Origin of the sequence: Micromonospora sp. NPDC049107, assembly GCF_040648595.1 — a bacterium.
Lineage (GTDB): Bacteria > Actinomycetota > Actinomycetes > Mycobacteriales > Micromonosporaceae > Micromonospora.
In genome coordinates, this window is record NZ_JBEZEC010000002.1 from 301,832 (window position 1) to 319,123 (window position 17,292).

General features: G+C 72.6%; 15 protein-coding genes. 9 read left to right on the forward strand and 6 right to left on the reverse strand.

What is annotated here, in order from left to right; translation table 11 throughout:
• Positions 1 to 19 precede the first annotated feature (19 nt).
• Positions 20 to 313 (reverse strand): antibiotic biosynthesis monooxygenase family protein, encoded by a 294-nt coding sequence (locus tag AB0B55_RS06545; protein WP_357127243.1) that lies wholly within the window; start codon positions 311 to 313, stop codon positions 20 to 22.
• Positions 314 to 397: 84 nt separating this feature from the next.
• On the opposite strand from AB0B55_RS06545, the gene pnuC reads away from it, so the two are divergent.
• From pnuC to AB0B55_RS06560, 3 genes are all read left to right on the forward strand, one after another.
• Complete coding sequence (gene pnuC, locus AB0B55_RS06550; protein ID WP_357127246.1) at positions 398 to 1,054, forward strand: nicotinamide riboside transporter PnuC; 657 nt, start codon at positions 398 to 400, stop codon at positions 1,052 to 1,054.
• Positions 1,051 to 2,148 carry an AAA family ATPase gene (locus AB0B55_RS06555; protein ID WP_357170812.1) on the forward strand — a complete coding sequence of 366 codons (1,098 nt, stop codon included), beginning with the start codon at positions 1,051 to 1,053 and terminating at the stop codon, positions 2,146 to 2,148. The genes pnuC and AB0B55_RS06555 overlap by 4 nt, the downstream gene beginning before the upstream one ends.
• Before the next feature lie 288 nt (positions 2,149 to 2,436).
• Positions 2,437 to 3,435: a TerC family protein gene (locus AB0B55_RS06560; RefSeq protein WP_357127253.1), complete on the forward strand. Its 999-nt coding sequence runs from the start codon at positions 2,437 to 2,439 to the stop codon at positions 3,433 to 3,435.
• Positions 3,436 to 3,461: 26 nt separating this feature from the next.
• On the opposite strand, the gene AB0B55_RS06565 is transcribed toward AB0B55_RS06560, so the two are convergent.
• On the reverse strand, positions 3,462 to 4,379 hold the full coding sequence (locus AB0B55_RS06565; protein ID WP_357170814.1) for an NlpC/P60 family protein: 918 nt from the start codon (positions 4,377 to 4,379) through the stop codon (positions 3,462 to 3,464).
• 60 nt (positions 4,380 to 4,439) lie between these two features.
• A complete protein-coding gene (locus AB0B55_RS06570; protein WP_357170816.1) occupies positions 4,440 to 5,537 on the reverse strand; it encodes a dipeptide epimerase in 1,098 nt (365 codons plus the stop codon).
• A 44-nt stretch (positions 5,538 to 5,581) separates the two neighbouring features.
• Here AB0B55_RS06570 and AB0B55_RS06575 point away from each other — a divergent pair, with 44 nt between their 5' ends.
• Entirely contained in the window at positions 5,582 to 6,379 is a 798-nt protein-coding gene (locus AB0B55_RS06575; RefSeq protein WP_357170818.1) for a tyrosine-protein phosphatase, read from the forward strand.
• An 11-nt stretch (positions 6,380 to 6,390) separates the two neighbouring features.
• Here AB0B55_RS06575 and AB0B55_RS06580 read toward each other — a convergent pair whose 3' ends face one another.
• Together AB0B55_RS06580 and typA are read right to left on the reverse strand one after the other, a co-directional pair.
• Positions 6,391 to 7,230 carry a serine hydrolase gene (locus AB0B55_RS06580; RefSeq protein ID WP_357127265.1) on the reverse strand — a complete coding sequence of 280 codons (840 nt, stop codon included), beginning with the start codon at positions 7,228 to 7,230 and terminating at the stop codon, positions 6,391 to 6,393.
• A 107-nt stretch (positions 7,231 to 7,337) separates the two neighbouring features.
• Positions 7,338 to 9,206 (reverse strand): translational GTPase TypA, encoded by a 1,869-nt coding sequence (typA, locus tag AB0B55_RS06585; protein WP_357127268.1) that lies wholly within the window; start codon positions 9,204 to 9,206, stop codon positions 7,338 to 7,340.
• A gap of 133 nt (positions 9,207 to 9,339) precedes the next feature.
• Here typA and AB0B55_RS06590 point away from each other — a divergent pair, with 133 nt between their 5' ends.
• Complete coding sequence (locus tag AB0B55_RS06590) at positions 9,340 to 10,752, forward strand: DedA family protein (RefSeq protein WP_357127271.1); 1,413 nt, start codon at positions 9,340 to 9,342, stop codon at positions 10,750 to 10,752.
• Between the two features lie 33 nt (positions 10,753 to 10,785).
• Complete coding sequence (locus tag AB0B55_RS06595; protein WP_357170820.1) at positions 10,786 to 11,682, forward strand: lytic transglycosylase domain-containing protein; 897 nt, start codon at positions 10,786 to 10,788, stop codon at positions 11,680 to 11,682.
• A 49-nt stretch (positions 11,683 to 11,731) separates the two neighbouring features.
• Here the strand turns inward: AB0B55_RS06595 and AB0B55_RS06600 are convergent, their stop codons facing one another.
• Positions 11,732 to 13,858 (reverse strand): efflux RND transporter permease subunit, encoded by a 2,127-nt coding sequence (locus AB0B55_RS06600; RefSeq protein WP_357170822.1) that lies wholly within the window; start codon positions 13,856 to 13,858, stop codon positions 11,732 to 11,734.
• Between the two features lie 122 nt (positions 13,859 to 13,980).
• Between AB0B55_RS06600 and AB0B55_RS06605 the strand changes: the two genes are divergently transcribed.
• From AB0B55_RS06605 to AB0B55_RS06615, 3 genes are all read left to right on the forward strand, one after another.
• Positions 13,981 to 14,496 (forward strand): MarR family transcriptional regulator, encoded by a 516-nt coding sequence (locus tag AB0B55_RS06605; protein ID WP_357127345.1) that lies wholly within the window; start codon positions 13,981 to 13,983, stop codon positions 14,494 to 14,496.
• A 2-nt stretch (positions 14,497 to 14,498) separates the two neighbouring features.
• Complete coding sequence (locus AB0B55_RS06610) at positions 14,499 to 16,172, forward strand: CocE/NonD family hydrolase (protein ID WP_357170824.1); 1,674 nt, start codon at positions 14,499 to 14,501, stop codon at positions 16,170 to 16,172.
• A gap of 159 nt (positions 16,173 to 16,331) precedes the next feature.
• Positions 16,332 to 17,204, forward strand: coding sequence for a hypothetical protein (locus AB0B55_RS06615; RefSeq protein WP_357127283.1), 873 nt, complete (start codon positions 16,332 to 16,334; stop codon positions 17,202 to 17,204).
• The last annotated feature ends 88 nt before the right edge of the window (positions 17,205 to 17,292 follow it).

Genomic DNA, 17,292 nt, shown 5'->3' on the forward strand with positions numbered 1-17,292 from the left:
CGGGGTACGACAGGTCCACTCAGGCCGGTACGTCGAGGAAGTGCTCGACCAGCGGCGGTCCGGCGAAGTGCGGCCCGATGAGCGCGCGCCACCGCGCGAACCGGTCGGTGTCCCGGAAGTTCTTCTCGTGCGCCTCGACCGAGTCCCACTCCACCAACAACACGAACCGGGTGGGCGACTCGATGCCCCGGGTCATCCGCACCGAGCGGCAGCCGGGCGTGCCGGCCAGCACCGGGTGACCCTCGCCGTACGCGGCGGCGAACGCGTCCTCGTGTCCGGGCAGTACGTCGATCAGCGCGACCTCAAGCACCATGCCGGCAAGCCTTTCACGGCCCGGGGTCGTGCGGGTGCCGCGGGGTCTGTTCCGCCGTCGACACACGTCCTAAGGTCTGACGACATGATCATCGACTGGCTTACCGGTACCGCGTTCCAGGTCGGGGGCGTCGGCACGACCTGGGCGGAGCTGCTGGGGTTCGCCACCGGAGTGCTCAACGTGTGGCTGGTGGCCCGGCAGCGCGTCGCCAACTGGCCGATCGGCATCGCCAACGTGTTGCTGCTCATGCTGCTGTTCTGGACGGCCGGGCTGTACGCCGACGCCGGGCTCCAGGTCGTGTACGTGGCGCTCGGCTGTTACGGCTGGTGGCACTGGCTGTTCGGGGGCGAACGCCGGACCCGGCTGACGGTGAGCCGGACCGGCCGACGGGAGTGGGTGTGGCTGGCGGTCGTGGGTGTGCTGCTCACCGGCGGGCTCTGGGTCCTGCTGGACCGGGCCACCGACTCGACGGTGCCGCTGCCGGACGCGCTGACCACGGCGCTGTCCCTGCTGGCGACGTACGGGCAGACCCGCAAGCGGGTGGAGAGCTGGTGGCTCTGGATCGCGGCCGACCTGATCTACATCCCGCTGTACGCCTACAAGGGGCTGCACCTGACGGCCGTGCTGTACCTGGTCTTCCTCGCGCTGTGCGTGGTCGGGTTGCGGGCCTGGCGGGCCGATGAGCGCCGACTCGACCCGGCTACCCCGGCGCCGCCCGGCCCGACCCCGGTGACCGCGTGAGCGAGACGGCGCAGGCGCGGCGTCCCGAGTTCGGGCACGGGATGGTGGTGGGGAAGTTCTATCCGCCGCACGCCGGGCACCATGCCCTGATCGCGGCGGCGGCCGCCCGCTGCGCCACCGTCACGGTGGTGGTGGCGCCGTCGCGTCGGGAGTCCATCCCGCTCGCGGCCCGGCTGGACTGGCTGCGCGAGGCGCACGCGGACACACCGTGGGTCCGGTTCGTCGGCCGGTACGACGACCATCCGGTGGACTACGACGACCCGGCGGTCTGGGACGCGCACTGCGCGGTGTTCCGCGAGGCGGTCGGACCGGAGCAGGTGGACGCCGTCTTCTCCTCCGAGGCGTACGGACCGGAGTTGGCCCGCCGATTCGGGGCCGTGCCGGTGTCGATCGATCCGGATCGGCGGACCGTGCCGGTCTCCGGGACGGCGGTCCGCGCGGACCCGGCGGGTCACTGGCGGTGGCTGAGCCCGCCGGTGCGGGCCGCTCTCGTGCGGCGGGTGGTGGTGGTCGGCGCCGAGTCGACGGGCACCACCACGATGGCCGAGGCGCTCGCCGCGCACTACGGCACCGTCTGGGTTCCCGAGTACGGCCGGGAGTTGACGGCCCGCAAGCTCGCCCGGCTGCGGGAGCGCTCGCCCGAGGCGACGATCTTCGACGTCGGCTGGAACCGCGACGACTTTCGCGAGGTGGTCCGCGAGCAGCAGGCCGCCGAGGACGCGGCGGCCCGGTCGTCGGGGCCGTTGCTGTTCTGCGACACCGACGCGCGGGCCACCGCGGTCTGGGAGGAGCGCTACCTGGGTAGCGCGTCGCCGCAGGTGCGGGCGGCGGCCCGCCGGCCGGCGCGGTACCTGCTGACCGACCACCGGGGCGTGCCGTTCGCCGACGACGGGTTGCGCGACGGTGAGCACCTGCGGGCCTGGATGACCGACCGGTTCCGCGACGAGTTGGCCGGGTCGGGGGTGCCGGTGGTGGAGTTGACCGGATCGCACGCCGAGCGGCTGGCGCGGGCCGTGCGGGTCTGCGACGACCTGCTGGCGTCCGGCTGGTCGTTCACCGACCCGATCAGCGCACCCGACACGCTAGCCTCCTAGGACGGCTAAGAGGGTGTGCGATGGCACCCCGGGCCCCAGGTGTGATCACGGCGCGTGGTGGGCAACAATGGTCCGCGAGGAGGGGAGTATTCCCCCGCGACGAAGTCGTCAGCACGGACGATCGCCGGATTCTCGGCGACCGACCCGGCTCCGTCGGTCGCCGTCCCGTTCGCGGGTCGGGGGCGGAAGAGACCTCCGACAGTCACCAGAGTGAGCGACAGCGGCACGCCGGCCCCGCCAGGGGCGTACGGTGTGCCCGACGCCGCGTGTCTGCCGGAGGAATGAACGTTGGACGTGTCCGGATTGGTGTGGGCGGGGACCCTCGTCGCACTGTCTGCGGTGCTGCTCGTCGATCTGCTGATCATCGGTCGGCGTCCGCACGAGCCGAGCGTGCGCGAGTCGAGCCTCTGGGTCGCCTTCTACGTCGGCCTCGCCCTGCTGTTCGGCGCCGGTGTCTGGCTGGCCTCCGGGGCCAGCTCGGCGGGGCAGTTCTACACCGGTTGGCTCACCGAGTACAGCCTCTCGGTGGACAACCTCTTCGTCTTCGTCATCATCATGGCCCGGTTCGGGGTGCCCCGGCAGTACCAGCAGAAGGTGCTGCTCATCGGCATCGTGCTGGCATTGGTGATGCGTGGCGGGTTCATCGCCGCAGGAGCGGCGTTGATCTCGCAGTTCTCCTGGGTCTTCTACATCTTCGGCGCGTTCCTCATCTACACGGCGATCAACCTGGCCCGCCAGGGTGAGCCGGACGAGGACGAGTTCTCCGAGAACCTCCTGATCCGGTGGAGCCGCCGGGCGCTGCCGATCTCCAAGGGCTACGACGACGCGAAGCTGACGACCCACGAGAACGGGCGACGGCTGTTCACGCCGATGCTGATCGTGATGATCGCGATCGGCACCACCGACCTGATCTTCGCGCTGGACTCGATTCCGGCGATCTTCGGCATCACGCAGGAGCCGTACCTGGTCTTCACCGCGAACGTGTTCGCGCTGATGGGTCTGCGCCAGCTCTACTTCCTGCTCGGCGGCCTGCTCGACCGGTTGATCTACCTGAGCTACGGACTGGCCGTCGTCCTGGGCTTCATCGGCGTCAAACTCGTGTTGGAGGCGCTGGCCGACAACAACCTGCCGTTCATCAACGGCGGGGAGCACGTCGGGTGGGCGCCGCACATCCCGATCTGGCTGTCCCTGCTGGTCATCATCGGCACGCTGGGCGTCGCCACTGTCGCGAGCCTGGTCAAGTCCGCCCGGGACCGGCGTCGCGAGCTGGCCGCGGCCCGGCGCTGAGGCGGGCGCCGCGACGGGCCGGCCGGTCAGACCCGGTGCACGCCCACCAGGGTGGCCGTCCGGTCCGCCGGTAAGGGCTCCTCGATCACCCGCCGCCGTCGGTAGCAGGCGTGCAGCATCCGCCGGTCGGTCGAGCCGTCGGCGGCGGCGGTGACGATGCCGATGTGGTGGATCTTCCGGCCGGGACGGGCGAAGAAGTAGAGGTCGCCGGGGCGCTCCGCGCCCAGGTCGAGGGGGGTCGTCGCCACCGCCTGGTCGTCGGCGTCGCGGGGCAGGAGCACCCCGAACCGGCGCCAGGCCAGGTGGACGAGGCCCGAGCAGTCGATGCCGTACGCCGACAGCCCGCCCCAGATGTAGGCCACGTCCAGCAGCCGCTGGGCCACCGCGAGCGCGTCGGCGGCGCTGGCTGGCCCGCTCGACGGCGGGACGAGGTGCCCGTCGGGCAGCCAGAGCGGCGCGGCCCGGCCCGGGACGTGGACCGCCCGCCAGCCGTCGCGGGCGGGACCGGCCGGGACGAGACGGGTGCCGACGACGACTCCCGGCAGCACGACCGGCCCGTCCGGGGTGGCGTGCAGCCCGGTGACGGTGGCGTCCACGACGAGCGGGTCGCCGCTGACGGTGGGATCGGTGGGGGTCAGCTGGTCGGCGGGGAGCCAGCCCGGGTAGCCGCGGGGATCGAGTTTGGCGGCCGGCTGCTCGACGGCGACGACCCGGGCCCAGCCGTCCGGGCGCAGCTCGTCGATCAGCACCCGCTCGCCGAGCAGGAGTTGACTCAACACGCAGTCGCCGACCTGCTGGTCGGTGTCCAGGCCGGAGACCCAGGTCGGGATGTCGACGCCGGCCGTGAGCGCGGGACCGTCGACCGTCCGGACCGCCTCGGGCGCTGACCACAGCGTCGCCACCGCGACCCGGACGACGGCCTCGCGGCCCGGTTGAAGCTCCACATCGACCCCCAGCTCGTGTCGGCTGTCTGGGGGCAACCCTATGAAGAAAACCGCCAGCGCTCAACCACGAGTCTGCATCTTTACTTCAGCCAGACCGGAAATGCCCAGGCCAGGAGCGTTGGGCAACACCACTGTCGGCCCCTCGTAGCGGATCCCGCCCTGCACCGGCGACCAGGCCAGCCACCACGCGGCGTCCAGGTCGGCGACCGCCGTGGTGCCGTACGCGGCCACCAGACTCGCCGCCGCGCCGATGCCGACCTGACTCTCCATCATCGACCCGACCACCGTGCCGAGCCCGTGCGCGCGGGCCAACTCCAGGAGCGTGCGCGCCGGGTGCAGCCCGCCACACTTGGCCAGCTTGACGTTGACCAGGTCGGCGGCCCGGCGGCGGATCACCTCCACCAGGTCGCGGACCCCGAAGACCGCCTCGTCGGCCAGGATCGGCACCGAAACCCGGTCGCTGACCCATGCCAGCCCGTCCAGGTCCCAGCGGGCCACCGGCTGCTCGACCAGCTCCACGTCCAGCCCGGCGTCCTCGATGCCACGGATCACCCGGACCGCCTCGCGCGGCGTCCAGCCCTGGTTGGCGTCCAGCCGGATGCGCACGTCCGCGCCGACCGCCGCGCGTACCGCCCGTACCCGGTCCAGGTCGCCGGCCGCGTCCGTGCCGACCTTGAGCTTCAGCACGCCGAAGCCGTCGGCCCGCCGCTGGCGCGCGGCCGCCGCCAGGTCGACCGCGTCGCCCGCGGCGAGGGTGACGTCCGTCGGGACCCGCAGGGTCGTGCCGCCGAGCAACCGCGCCAGGGGTACGCCCAAACGCCGCGCCGCCAGGTCGTGCAGCGCGACGTCCACCGCCGCCTTCGCCGCCTCGTTGCCCACCACCGCCCGCTGCACCTCGGCGCAGCGGGCCACCAGGTCGTCCGGGTCGCGTCCGGACAGCAGCGGACCGAGCAGTTCGCGGACGCAGGCCTCGGCCCCGGCGACCGAGGCGCCGGTGACCTGCCACACCTGCGGCGCCTCGCCGAAACCGGACCGACCGTCGGCGTCGACCAGCTCGACGATCAACGTGTCCACCGTGGTGGTGCGGCGCAGCGCCGTGACGAACGGGGTGTGTAAGGGGGCGGAAACCCGGTGGGTGCGTACCGCCGAGATCGTCATATGGGGCACCCTATACGCAGGAACACGGCGGGAGGGCGGGCCGGATGGTCGTACGGGACTGGCAACTGGTGGGCGCGCCGAACGCCCGTGACCTGGGCGGCCTGGTCGGCGCCGATGGTCGCAGAGTGCGCGCCGGCCAGCTCGTCCGCACCCCGGCGCTGGGCCGGCTCACCGACGCCGACCTGCCGGTGCTCGCGACACTCGCGCCGGCCTGCGTGGTCGACCTGCGCGACGGCACGGAGATCGACGTCGCGCCGCCCGACCGGCTGGCCGGCGAGCCCCGGGTGGCGCACCTGCCGGTGCACGATCCGGAACACCCGGTCTTCACGTACGTCTCGGCGGTGCTGCTCGGGCACGACCTCGACGCGTACGCTGAGTTGGCCCGGCAGGGCACGGCGGGGGCGATGGCCGAGATCTACCGGTGGTTCGTCACCGGCGAGTCGGCCCGGCGGAACTTCGGCGCGGCGGTACGCCTGGCCGCCGACCCGGAGAACCTGCCGCTGCTGTACCACTGCTCGGCCGGCAAGGACCGCACCGGCTGGCTCACCGTCATCCTGCTCACCGCGCTCGGAGTCGACGAGGAGGCGATCCGCGCCGACTACCTTCGCAACAACGCGTTGACCGAGAGCCTGCGCGCGGTGATCGTCGAGGCGATGCGCCGCCGCGAGCCCGCGCTGGACGTAGACGCGGTGCTGCCGGTACTGGAGGTCCGCCCCGCGTACCTCGACGCCGGCTACCAGGAGGTCCGCCGGGTGCACGGCTCGTTCGACGCGTACCTGCGCGACGGGTTGGGGTTGACCGACGACGTGGTCGAGGCGTTGCGGGCGCACCTGCTGGAGTGAGGGCGTCGGGCTCAGAGGCGGTGCCGGTCGGCCCACACCTGGGCCGAGACGCGCGCGATCAGCCGACAGGCGTCGTCGTCGCCGTCGTCCAGGTCGGTGGTGGTGCACACGGCGATCACGTACGGCGGGGCGTCGTCGGGCAGCACCACGCCGACACCGTGCCGCACACCGCGTACCCAACCGTTCTTCAGCGCGATGCGGGTGCCCTCGGGCAGGCCGGCGGCCAGGTCCTCGCGGTGTTCCTGCGCGAGCAGCACGTCCAGCATGGCGGCGCACCCGGTCGGCGAGGCGAGACGGCCGGGGGTCGTGACGCCGCTGGCCAGCGCGCCCAGCAGGGCGGCCAGGTCGGCGGCGGTGACGGTGTTGGTGATGCCGGCGTCGCGGGCCGCGAAGTCCTCGATGCCGCGGCCGGTGACGCTGTCGCGGGCGTCGGCGAGGGCCCACACCTGCGCCACCGCGGGCAGCCCGACGTGCCCGATGACCAGGTTGGTGGCCAGGTTGCTGGACCGCACGATCATCCGCTCGGCCAGCCAGCGCAGCGACGCCGTGCGGCCGAGCCGGTCCCAGACCGCGTCGTCGTTGTCGTAGTGCGGGGCGCAGGAGAACCGGGGCGCGCCGGGCTGGGCCGAGTCGAACTCGTTGACCACCGGGACGTCGGCGTCCAGGTCCAGCGTGCCGGCCTCGGCGGCGCGGTGCAGCGCCGCCAGCACCGCCACCTTCATGGTGCTGGCGGCGTAGTGGCCGGCGTGGGCGTGGCGGGTCCAGCTCGGGGGCGCGTCGAGTCGACCCACGTACGCCGAGACGGTGCCCGGCACCGCGTCCAGGAAGGCGTCGAGATCATCCCAGGTCATGCCGGTGACCGTAGTCGAGGAGGACGGCGTCGGGCGGACGTACCCCGGCGGGGAAGCGCACGGGCGCGCCGGCCGCAAGCGGCCGACGCGCCCGGTGTGGCTGTCGATCAGCCGGCGTGCTTGCGGCGGGCGGCGGCCCGGCCGCGCTGCTGCTGGTCGAGCACCACCTTGCGGATGCGCACCGAGGTCGGGGTGACCTCGACGCACTCGTCCTCGCGGCAGAACTCCAGCGCCTGCTCCAGCGAGAGCTTGCGCGGCGGGATCAGCTTCTCGGTCTCGTCGGAGGTCGAGGCCCGCATGTTGGTGAGCTTCTTCTCCTTGGTGATGTTGACGTCCATGTCGTCGGAGCGGGAGTTCTCGCCGACGATCATGCCCTCGTACACCTCGGTGGTCGGCTCGACGAACATCTGGCCGCGCTCCTGCAGGTTGATCATCGCGAAGGCGGTGACCACGCCGGAGCGGTCGGCGACGAGCGACCCGTTGTTGCGGGTGCGCAGCTCGCCGAACCACGGCTCGTACGATTCGAAGACGTGGTGCAGGATGCCGGTGCCCCGGGTGTCGGTCAGGAACTCGGTGCGGAAGCCGATCAGGCCACGCGCCGGCACCAACCACTCCATCCGGATCCAGCCGGTGCCGTGGTTGACCAGCTGCTCCATCCGGCCCTTGCGGGTCGCGAGGAGCTGGGTGATCGCGCCCAGGTACTCCTCCGGGGCATCGATGGTCAGCCGCTCGACCGGCTCGCAGGTCTTGCCGTCGATCTCCCGGGTGACGACCTGCGGCTTGCCGACGGTCAGCTCGTAGCTCTCCCGGCGCATCTGCTCGACCAGGATGGCCAGCGCCAGCTCGCCGCGGCCCTGCACCTCCCAGGCGTCCGGCCGCTCGGTCGGCAGGACCCGCAGCGACACGTTGCCGACCAGCTCCTTGTCGAGGCGGTCCTTGACCATCCGGGCGGTGACCTTGGAGCCCTTGACCCTGCCGACCAGCGGCGAGGTGTTGGTGCCGATGGTCATCGAGATGGCCGGCTCGTCGACGGTGATCAGCGGCAGCGCCACCGGGTTCTCCACGTCGGCGAGCGTCTCACCGATCATGATCTCCGGAATGCCGGCGACGGCGATGATGTCGCCCGGCCCGGCGGTCTCGGCCGGCTTGCGCTCCAGACCCTCGGTCATCAACATCTCGGAGATGCGGACCCGCTGGGTACTGCCGTCGGTGCGGCACCAGGCCACGGTCTGGCCCTTGCTGATGGTGCCCTGTCGGACGCGGCACAGCGCGAGCCGGCCGAGGAACGGCGACGCGTCGAGGTTGGTGACGTGCGCCTGCAGGGGCGCGTCGTCCTCGTACGCGGGGGCCGGGATGGTGTCCAGCAGGGTGCGGAACAGCGGCTCCAGAGAGTCGCTGTCGTCGGGCACCGAGCCGTCGGCCGGCTGGGTCAGCGAGGCGATGCCGTCCCGGGCGCAGGCGTAGACGATCGGGAAGTCGATCTGCTCCTCGTCGGCGTCCAGGTCGAGGAAGAGCTCGTAGGTGTCGTCCACGACCTCCTTGATCCGGGCGTCCGGACGGTCCACCTTGTTGATCACCAGGATGATCGGCATCCGGGCCCGCAGCGCCTTGCGCAGCACGAAGCGGGTCTGCGGGAGAGGGCCCTCACTGGCGTCGACGAGCAGCACCACGCCGTCGACCATGGTCAGGCCGCGCTCGACCTCGCCGCCGAAGTCGGCGTGGCCCGGGGTGTCGATGATGTTGATGGTGACCGGGTCCGAACCATCGGCGGGCAGGTACCGCACGCCGGTGTTCTTCGCCAGGATCGTGATGCCCTTCTCCCGCTCCAGGTCGCCGGAGTCCATCACCCGCTCGGTGTTCTCGCCTCGTGCGCCGTACGCGCCGGCCTGCCGCAACATGGCGTCGACCAGGGTGGTCTTGCCGTGGTCGACGTGAGCGATGATGGCGACATTGCGGAGGTCGGTGCGAAGCTGCATACCCTCTATCCTTCCGCCTGCGCTCGCGCAGGCTGCGTCGGGGTCACCCCCAGGTGCCCCTGATCTATGGTGAAACCGCTGTGCCGGTGGTTCCCCCGGCTGGCATGCTGGCTCCCGTGTCCCGGGGGCCTGAGTGCACGACCTGCTGACCTGGGTGCAAGGTCTGCCCACCCTGTGGATCTACCTGGTCGCCGCGCTGATCGTGGCGGGCGAGACCGCGGTGATCTTCGGCCTGCTGGTGCCGGGTGAGGCTACCCTGCTGCTCGTCGGCTTCCTCACCTACAACGGTACCTTGCGCCTCGGGCCGGCGTTGCTCGCGATGATCGTCTCGGCGTTGGCCGGCGACGCGCTGGCGTTCCGCGCCGGTCGGCGCTACGGCCCCCGGCTGCGCGCCGGGCTGGGTCACCGGGTCGGGCCCGAGCGGTGGAGCAGGGCCGACGCGATGCTCGCCCGCCTCGGTGGGCGGGGCGTGTTCGCCGCGCGGTGGGTGGCCTTCGCCCGCACCCTGGTGCCCCGGCTGGCCGGCGCGGCCGGCATGCCGTACCGGCGGTTCGCCGTCTGGAACCTGGCCGGGGTGGCGACCTGGGTGGGCGGCTCGATCCTGCTCGGCCACCTCGCCGGTGAGTCGTACGACACGGTCTCCCGGGTGCTCGGTCGGGCCACCGGCGCGGCACTGGCGTTGCTGGCGGGACTGCTGGGGGTGGTGCTCGCCGGCCGGTGGCTCGGGCGCAACCCCGACCCGGCGCGCGCGCTGCTGTCGCGGGCCGCCGCGCTGCCGCCGGTGCGCTGGCTCAGCGCCCGCTACGGGGTGCTGTTCTTCCTGGTGGCCATGCGGATCGGACCGACCTGGACGCTGCTGCTCAACCTGGCCGTCGGGCTGCTGCTGCTCTTCGCCGCCGGGCTGGCCATCGCCGGCCTGCTCGCCGTGGTGGTGCGCAACAGCGGACTGGCGGCCCTGGACGGGGCGATCGACGTCTGGTTCACCGCCCGCCGCACTCCGGACGCCGCCGACGCCACCCTGGTCGTGGTGTCACTGGTACGGGGGTGGGCGCTGATCGTGCTGGTGGCGATGGTGGCGGCGGTACTGGCGTGGCGTCGCCGCCCGCTGCGTACCGACCTGCTGAGCGTGGTGGGCACGGTCGGCGCGTTCGTGCCGCTGGTGGTGCTGGCCGGGGTGGCCGAGTTGACCGGCACGCACGGCGGCCCGGGTGGGAACGAGGCCGTCCCGTTCCCGACCCAGAACGCCGTGGTCGCGGCGAGCCTCTGCACCCTCGCCTGGCTGGTGTCGCGCAACGCGCGCTGGCCGGTGGCGGTGGCCGCGTGGACGGCCGCCGCGGCGGGCGTGCTGGGGGTCGGCGTCGCCCGGCTGTACCTGGGCCTGGACACGGCGAGCGGTACGGCGGCGGCGGTGCTGCTCGGCGTGCTGTGGACGGTGGTGTTCATGGTCGCCTGGGCCACCCGGGACCGTGCGGTCGGCGGACGGGAGCCGTCGAGCGGTCCGGTCCGCCCGTCGCAGGGGCAACCCCGGCCCGTCGAACCTTGCTAATCTGCGGCGACTGTTCGACGGGGGAGGATCACCATGCGTCAACGAGCCGGTCGGGTGGGCGCGCTCGTGCTCGCCGGCCTCCTGATCGCCGGCGGCACCGTGGGTTGTGCCGGCAAGGGGGAACGCCCGCAGGACCAGGCCGCCGCCCCCGTCTCGGTCACCGACGCGCCGACCGACGAGCCGGTCGACGAGCCGGTCGACGAGCCGTCCGTCGAGGCGAGCCCCTCAGCGAGCGGGGTGGCGGCGATGGGCGCCGCCCCGAGTCGCAGCGCGTCGGCCTCCCCGAAGCCGTCGAAGAAGCCGACGCGTACGTCGCCGCCCACGAAGCCGCGGGTGGTCGCCAAGGCGCCCACCGAGACGAAGGTCCCGCCGGCCCCACCGAAGCCCGCCCCCTCGTCCTGCAAGCCCAGCTACAAGGGCACGCAGGCGAGCCGTGCCGACGTGAAGACGGCGCTGTCCGCGGCCGCCGCCCGCACCTACTGGCCCAGCTCCGCCCCTGACCTCAAGATCCCGCTCAACCTGCTCAAGGCCACGGCCTGGCAGGAGAGCGGCTGGCAGTCCAACATCTACGCCTGCGACGGCGGCGTCGGGCTGATGCAGGTCATGCCGGCCACCGCGACCTGGATGAACCAGCGCTTCGACCAGAGCTACGACATCGCCGCCTACCAGGACAACGCGTACCTGGGCGCCAACTACCTGGCCTGGCTGACCAAGTACATCGGCGACATGTACTTCGAGTCCGACTTCCGGCTCGACGCGGACCTGTGCACCGCCGAACTGGACTCCTGCCTGCTCAACGCGGTCATCGCCGCGTACAACTTCGGGCACGGGGCGGTGGCGCAGGAGGGCGAGCCGCTGGCCATCCCGAATCCGTCGTACGTGCGTAACGTGCGGGCGTTGATGACCGAGTGCGTCTGCCTGGGCTTCTGAACACGACGAAAAGGGGCGGGGGTGGACCCCCGCCCCTTTTCCGTGCGCGTCAGTCGCGGACGGCCACCGGCTCCCGCGTTGCCGGGGCGTCGACGGCCGGCTCGGCCTCGACGCGGCCCGGCCACCAGAAGCGGTCCCCCAGCAGGAACGCCAGCGCCGGCACCAGGACCGTACGGACCAGCAGCGTGTCCAGCAGCACGCCGATGCAGACGATGATGCCGATCTGCGTCAGCGTGATCAGCGGCAGCACGCCCAGCACGGCGAACACCGCGGCGAGCAGCACCCCGGCGCTGGTGATGACACCTCCGGTGACCCGCAGCGCGGACAGCATGCCGTCGCGGGTGCCGGCGCTGCGGGCGTCCTCGCGCGCCCGGGTGACCAGGAAGATGTTGTAGTCCACACCGAGCGCCACCAGGAACACGAAGGCGAGCAGCAGCACGCCGCTGTCCAGCGCCGGGAAGTCCAGCACGTGGTCGAAGAGCAGCCACGCCGCGCCGAGGCTGGCGAAGAACGACGCGATCACGGTGAGCACCAGCAGCACCGGCGCGACCAGGCCCCGCAGCAGCAGCACCAGCACCGCGCCGACCAACAGCAGGATGATCGGCAGGATGAGCCGCAGGTCCCGGTCATTGGCCTCGTCGGAGTCGTACGTCGCGGCCACCGAGCCGCCCACGATCGCCCCGGCGGGCGACTCGACGCCGCTGACGGCCGGGGGAGCGGAGTCGGGAACGGCGGCGACCGCGTCGCGCAGCGCCTCGATCGCACGATCCGAGGCGGGCGTGCCGGGCTCGGCGTCCAGCACCACGTCGACCTGGGCGACGGCCTGGCCGGCGTCCCCCGGTCGGGCCGAGGCGACACCGGGTACGGCGGCGGCGACGTCGGTGACCGCCCGTACCGCCGCCGGGGTGGTGAGCACGGCGACCGGTTGGGTGCTGCCGGCGGGGAACGCGCGGGCCAGGGTCTGCGCGCCGGTCACCGCCTCGGGCGCGGCCCGGAACTGTTCGGTCTCGGACAGGCCGGTGCGGATCCCGAGCCCACCGAGGGCCAGGCCGCCGAGCAGCACGGTGGACAGCGCCGCGACCACCACCGGTCGGCGTCGTACGAGGCCGCCGAGCCGGCCCCAGAGTCGGCCCTCCCGGGCCGGGCCGCCGACCCGGGGTACGAACGGCCAGAACAGGCCGCGACCGAAGAGCACCAGCACGGCGGGGAGCACGAACAGCGCCGAGAGCATGGCGAAGACCACCCCGGTGGCACAGGCCACGGCCAGTGCCCGGTTCGTCTCCTGCTCGCTGAGCAGCAGGGTGAGCACCCCGAGCACCACGGTGCCGCCGCTGGCCAGGATCGGCTCGGCGGTACGGCGCAGCGCGGCCCGCATCGCCGCGAAGCGGTCCTGCTCGCGCCGCAGCTCCTCCCGGTAGCGGGCGATGAGCAGCAGGGCGTAGTCGGTGGCGGCGCCGAACACCAGCACGCTGGCGATGCCGGTGACCTGGCCCTGCTGGAGGTTGATGCCGACGGTCGGCACGATCGTCTCCACCGCGCGCAGGGTGAGTTGTTCGGTCGCGGCGACGACGACCAGCGGCACGATCCACAGGAACGGACTGCGGTACGTGATCAGCAGCAGCAGGGCGACCACGGCGGCGGTCACCGCGAGCAGGGTGACGTCGGCGCCCTCGAAGACCGACGACAGGTCGGCGGTGAGGGCGGGGGCGCCGGTGACCTCGGCGGCCAGCGGGTCGGGCAGGTCCGACAGCGCGTCGCGCAGCTCGGCGACCCGTGTGGTGACCTCCTCCTGACCACCGGCGGTGTCCAGCGGGACGGCGACGAGCGCGACCGTACCGTCCGGGGAGACCTGTGGGGGGCTCACCCGGCCGCCCACCGCGAACCGGCCCAGGTCGCCGGAGCGGGAGGTCAGGGCGGCCCGGTCAGCGTCGCTCAGCGCTCCGCCGCCCTCGCGGCTGACGACCACGATGGCCGGTTGGACGTCGCTGGTGGGCAGTTGGTCCTGGAGACGTTGCACCTGGGTCGACTGCCAGGTGGCGTCCAGGCCGGTGGCGGAGACCGGCGTCGGATTGTCCGGCCGCGGGACACCGAAGACGACCGCGGCGACGACGAGCGCGGCGGCGACGGTCAGCCAGGCGGCCAGCCGACCCCGCGCGACCCTGCTGAAGACGGACATCACTGACCCCTAGGTCTTTCGAAAGCCAAGTATCTTGATGGCCGAGGTTATCGGCGGCTGCTCTATGCTGCAACCGGCAGACCGACGACGGGGAGAAGCGGCGCGACGTGGCGACTCACGGCATGTACCGGCGGCGCGACACGCGCCGCGAGCAGCTGGTCGCCGAGATCACCAACAACCTCCGGCGGTACGCGGTGGACGCTCAGCAGGTCGGTCACGCCTTCGCCACCCTGCACGGCCTCAACCCGACCGACCTGAACGCGCTGATCGCCGTCATGGACGCCGAACTGTTCGGCGACCCGATCACCCCCGGCCGCCTCGGCGAGCAGCTCAACCTGTCCTCCGGATCGGTCACCGCCCTGATCGACCGCCTGGAACGGGCCGGGCACATCCGCCGCGACCGGGACACCACCGACCGGCGCAAGGTGCTGCTGCACTACGCCGACCAGGGCGCCGCCCTCGCGATGGAGTTCTTCCGGCCGCTGGGCGCCCGTACCGACACCGTGATGGACCGCTTCGACGACGACGAGCTGGAGGTCGTGCACCGGTTCCTGGGCGAGATGGGCGAGTCGCTGCGGGCGCACCGTGACGCGGTCCGTGCCGCCCGGCCCGGCGCGCCCCACCGGACGACGGGCTGACCGTGCCCGGCCGGCTCGTCGCCCGCCTCGCCGCCGCCGCGCTGCGGCTGCCCGTGACGCGTCTCGGCCCGGTCCGGGCCACCCGGGGCATTCCGGTCCGCGCCCGGGACGGCGTGGTGCTCCGCACCGACCACTACGCGCCGCACCGCGCATCCGCGCCGGCCGTGCTGATCCGCACCCCGTACGGTCGGGGTGGTCCCTTGCCGCTGCTCGGCCGGTTGCTCGCCGCGCGGGGCCGGCACGCCGTGATCCAGTCGTGCCGGGGCACCGGCGGCTCGGGCGGCACCTTCGCCCCACTGGTGCACGAGCGCGACGACGGGGTCGACACCCTCGACTGGCTGCGCCGCCAGCCCTGGTGGTCCGGGGCGTTCGGCATGTTCGGCGTCAGCTACCAGGGCTTCGCCCAGTGGGCGCTGGCCGCCGATGCCGGCGAGGAGTTGCGCGCGATGGTCGCGGTGGTGACCGCCTCGGCCACCCGGGACTCGACGTACGCGGGGGAGTCGTTCGCCCTCGACACCGTGCTGACCTGGGCCGAGCTGTTGCACGCCCAGACCGTGCCGTGGCTGGCCCGGCAGTGGGAACTCAAGCGTGGCCAGCCCCGGCTGGCCGCCGCGCTGGCGCATCTGCCGCTCGCGGACGCCGACCGGGTGGCCACCGGTGTCCGCATCCCGTTCTTTCAGGAGTGGCTGCGCCACCACACGCCGGAGGCGGCGTACTGGCGCGAGCGGGTCTTCGCCGACCGGGTGGCCCGGGTGCGGGCGCCGGTGGTCATGGTCACCGGCTGGCACGACATCTTCCTGCCCGCCCAACTCGACGACTACGCCACCCTGCGCGCCACCGGCGCTCGACCGCGCCTGGTGATCGGGCCCTGGACCCACGGCAGCCCCGGGCTGTTCGTGGCGGCCCTGCGGGAGGGGTTGACCTGGCTCGACGAGCACCTCGACGGGCCGTTGGACGACGAACCCCCGCGCCGCGCCGCCCCCGTCCGGCTGCACGTGGGGGGTCCCGGCGGCGGCTGGCGGGACCTGCCGGACTGGCCACCGCCGACCGTCGGGACCGCCTGGCACCTGCATCCGGGCGGTGAGCTGGCGGTACGTCCCCCGGTCGCGTCGACGGCCGACGGGTTTCGGTACGACCCGGCCGACCCCACCCCGTCGCTGGGTGGGCCGCTGCTGGTCGCCCAGCGAGCCGGTCCGGTGGACAACCGGCAGGTCGAAGCCCGCCCCGACGTGCTGACCTACACCAGCGCGCCGCTCGTCGAGCCGGTCGAGGTGATCGGCCCGGTCCGCGCCGAGCTGCACGTCCGCAGCGAACTGCCGCATCTGGACGTCTTCGTGCGGCTGTGCGATGTGGACCGGCGCGGTCGGTCGTGGAACGTGTGCGACGGTCTGGTGCGGGTGACGCCCGAACGCTTCCCCACCGACTCGTCCGGGGTGCTGCGGGTGCCGGTGACGCTCTGGCCGACCGCGTACCGGTTCGCCACCGGGCACCGGCTGCGGGTGCAGGTCGCCGGTGGCGCCCATCCGCGGTGGGCACGCAACCCCGGCACCGGCGAACCTCTCGGTACGGCGGTGACGCTGCGTGCCGGTTGGCGGCAGGTGCTTTCTGGCCCGGCTCACCCGTCGGCGCTGCTGTTGCCGATCGTCCACTCTGCCCCGGCTCTGCCTCCAATCTGAACAGAGCGCCTCTGAGCTGGGCATTCATCGGAACTGCGGGCTATGGTTGGGTCAACGCCCGGCGCCGTGCAGCACCAGACCGGGCTCGCCCACAGCCCACCACCGCGTACGCGGTGTGACGTCGCGCCCGGTCCCCGCCCCAGCCGAAAGGGGGACCCCATGACGCGGGCCCCGGACAATCTGTTGGACCTTCGACGTCTGCTCCTCACCCACCTCGACAACGCGCCCGGCCCGGACGACCTCGATCCGGCGGAGGTCGGCATCGTCGGCGACCCGGCCCACCGGGGCGGCTATCACTGCGGCTCGGACCGGGTGGTCCCGAACGACTACTCGGTGGTCGAGTCACCCCGGGACCGGTCCGGACTGACCCTGGACGCGGCGGCGATCGACGTCGGCGAGTTCGACGTCCGCTCCGGTGGCGGTAGGCACACCCTGGCCAGCTTCTCGGTGTGGTGTGTGGGTCAGTGCGCCGCGAACGCGGCCGACACCCGGGACATCCGCGAGATCATCTACAGCCCCGACGGTACGACCGTGAAGCGGTGGGACCGGCTCGGCAAACGCACCAGCGGCGACAGCTCGCACCGCTGGCACACCCACTTCAGCTTCTTCCGCGACGCCATCAAGGCGGGCCGCGACCAGCGGCCCCTGTTCCGCCGCTACCTCAGCTCCATCGGACTCCTGGAGGACGACGACATGACCCCCGAAGAGCACAACTGGCTGGCCACCGTCCACAAGAACCTGACCGTGCTGGACGGCCGCAACCCGATCGGACAGATCTACACCCGGTTGGGCGAGGGACGGGACGACACCGGCGCCCCGGTCGTCGGCAACTGGAACCTGCAGTCGATGACGAAGCAGCTCACCGACCTGCAGACCACGCTCAACGCGCTGGCCGGAAAGGACGTCACCGACGAGGCGGCGATCGTTGCGGGCGTGTTGGCCGGGCTGACGCCGGAGAAGATCGCCGCGGCCATCCCGCCCACCATCGCCAAGCAGGTCGCCGACGAGTTGGCCCGCCGGCTCGTCGCCTGAACGGGAGGCGGCCCGACCCCACCGGGCCGCCCCCACCCGTCCGGCAGTTGCGCAACGGATGTTGAGCAATAATAGTTGCGCAACATCT

Excerpts from the sequence above, each read along its gene's own strand:
- AB0B55_RS06615 (WP_357127283.1), top strand. The coding sequence starts at position 16,332 with ATGACGCGGGCCCCGGACAATCTGTTGGACCTTCGACGTCTGCTCCTC.
- AB0B55_RS06575 (WP_357170818.1), top strand. The coding sequence starts at position 5,582 with ATGGTCGTACGGGACTGGCAACTGGTGGGCGCGCCGAACGCCCGTGAC.
- typA (WP_357127268.1), bottom strand. The coding sequence starts at position 9,206 with ATGCAGCTTCGCACCGACCTCCGCAATGTCGCCATCATCGCTCACGTC.
- AB0B55_RS06545 (WP_357127243.1), bottom strand. The coding sequence starts at position 313 with ATGGTGCTTGAGGTCGCGCTGATCGACGTACTGCCCGGACACGAGGAC.
- AB0B55_RS06570 (WP_357170816.1), bottom strand. The coding sequence starts at position 5,537 with ATGACGATCTCGGCGGTACGCACCCACCGGGTTTCCGCCCCCTTACAC.
- AB0B55_RS06600 (WP_357170822.1), bottom strand. The coding sequence starts at position 13,858 with ATGTCCGTCTTCAGCAGGGTCGCGCGGGGTCGGCTGGCCGCCTGGCTG.
- AB0B55_RS06595 (WP_357170820.1), top strand. The coding sequence starts at position 10,786 with ATGCGTCAACGAGCCGGTCGGGTGGGCGCGCTCGTGCTCGCCGGCCTC.
- AB0B55_RS06580 (WP_357127265.1), bottom strand. The coding sequence starts at position 7,230 with ATGACCTGGGATGATCTCGACGCCTTCCTGGACGCGGTGCCGGGCACC.
- AB0B55_RS06605 (WP_357127345.1), top strand. The coding sequence starts at position 13,981 with ATGTACCGGCGGCGCGACACGCGCCGCGAGCAGCTGGTCGCCGAGATC.
- pnuC (WP_357127246.1), top strand. The coding sequence starts at position 398 with ATGATCATCGACTGGCTTACCGGTACCGCGTTCCAGGTCGGGGGCGTC.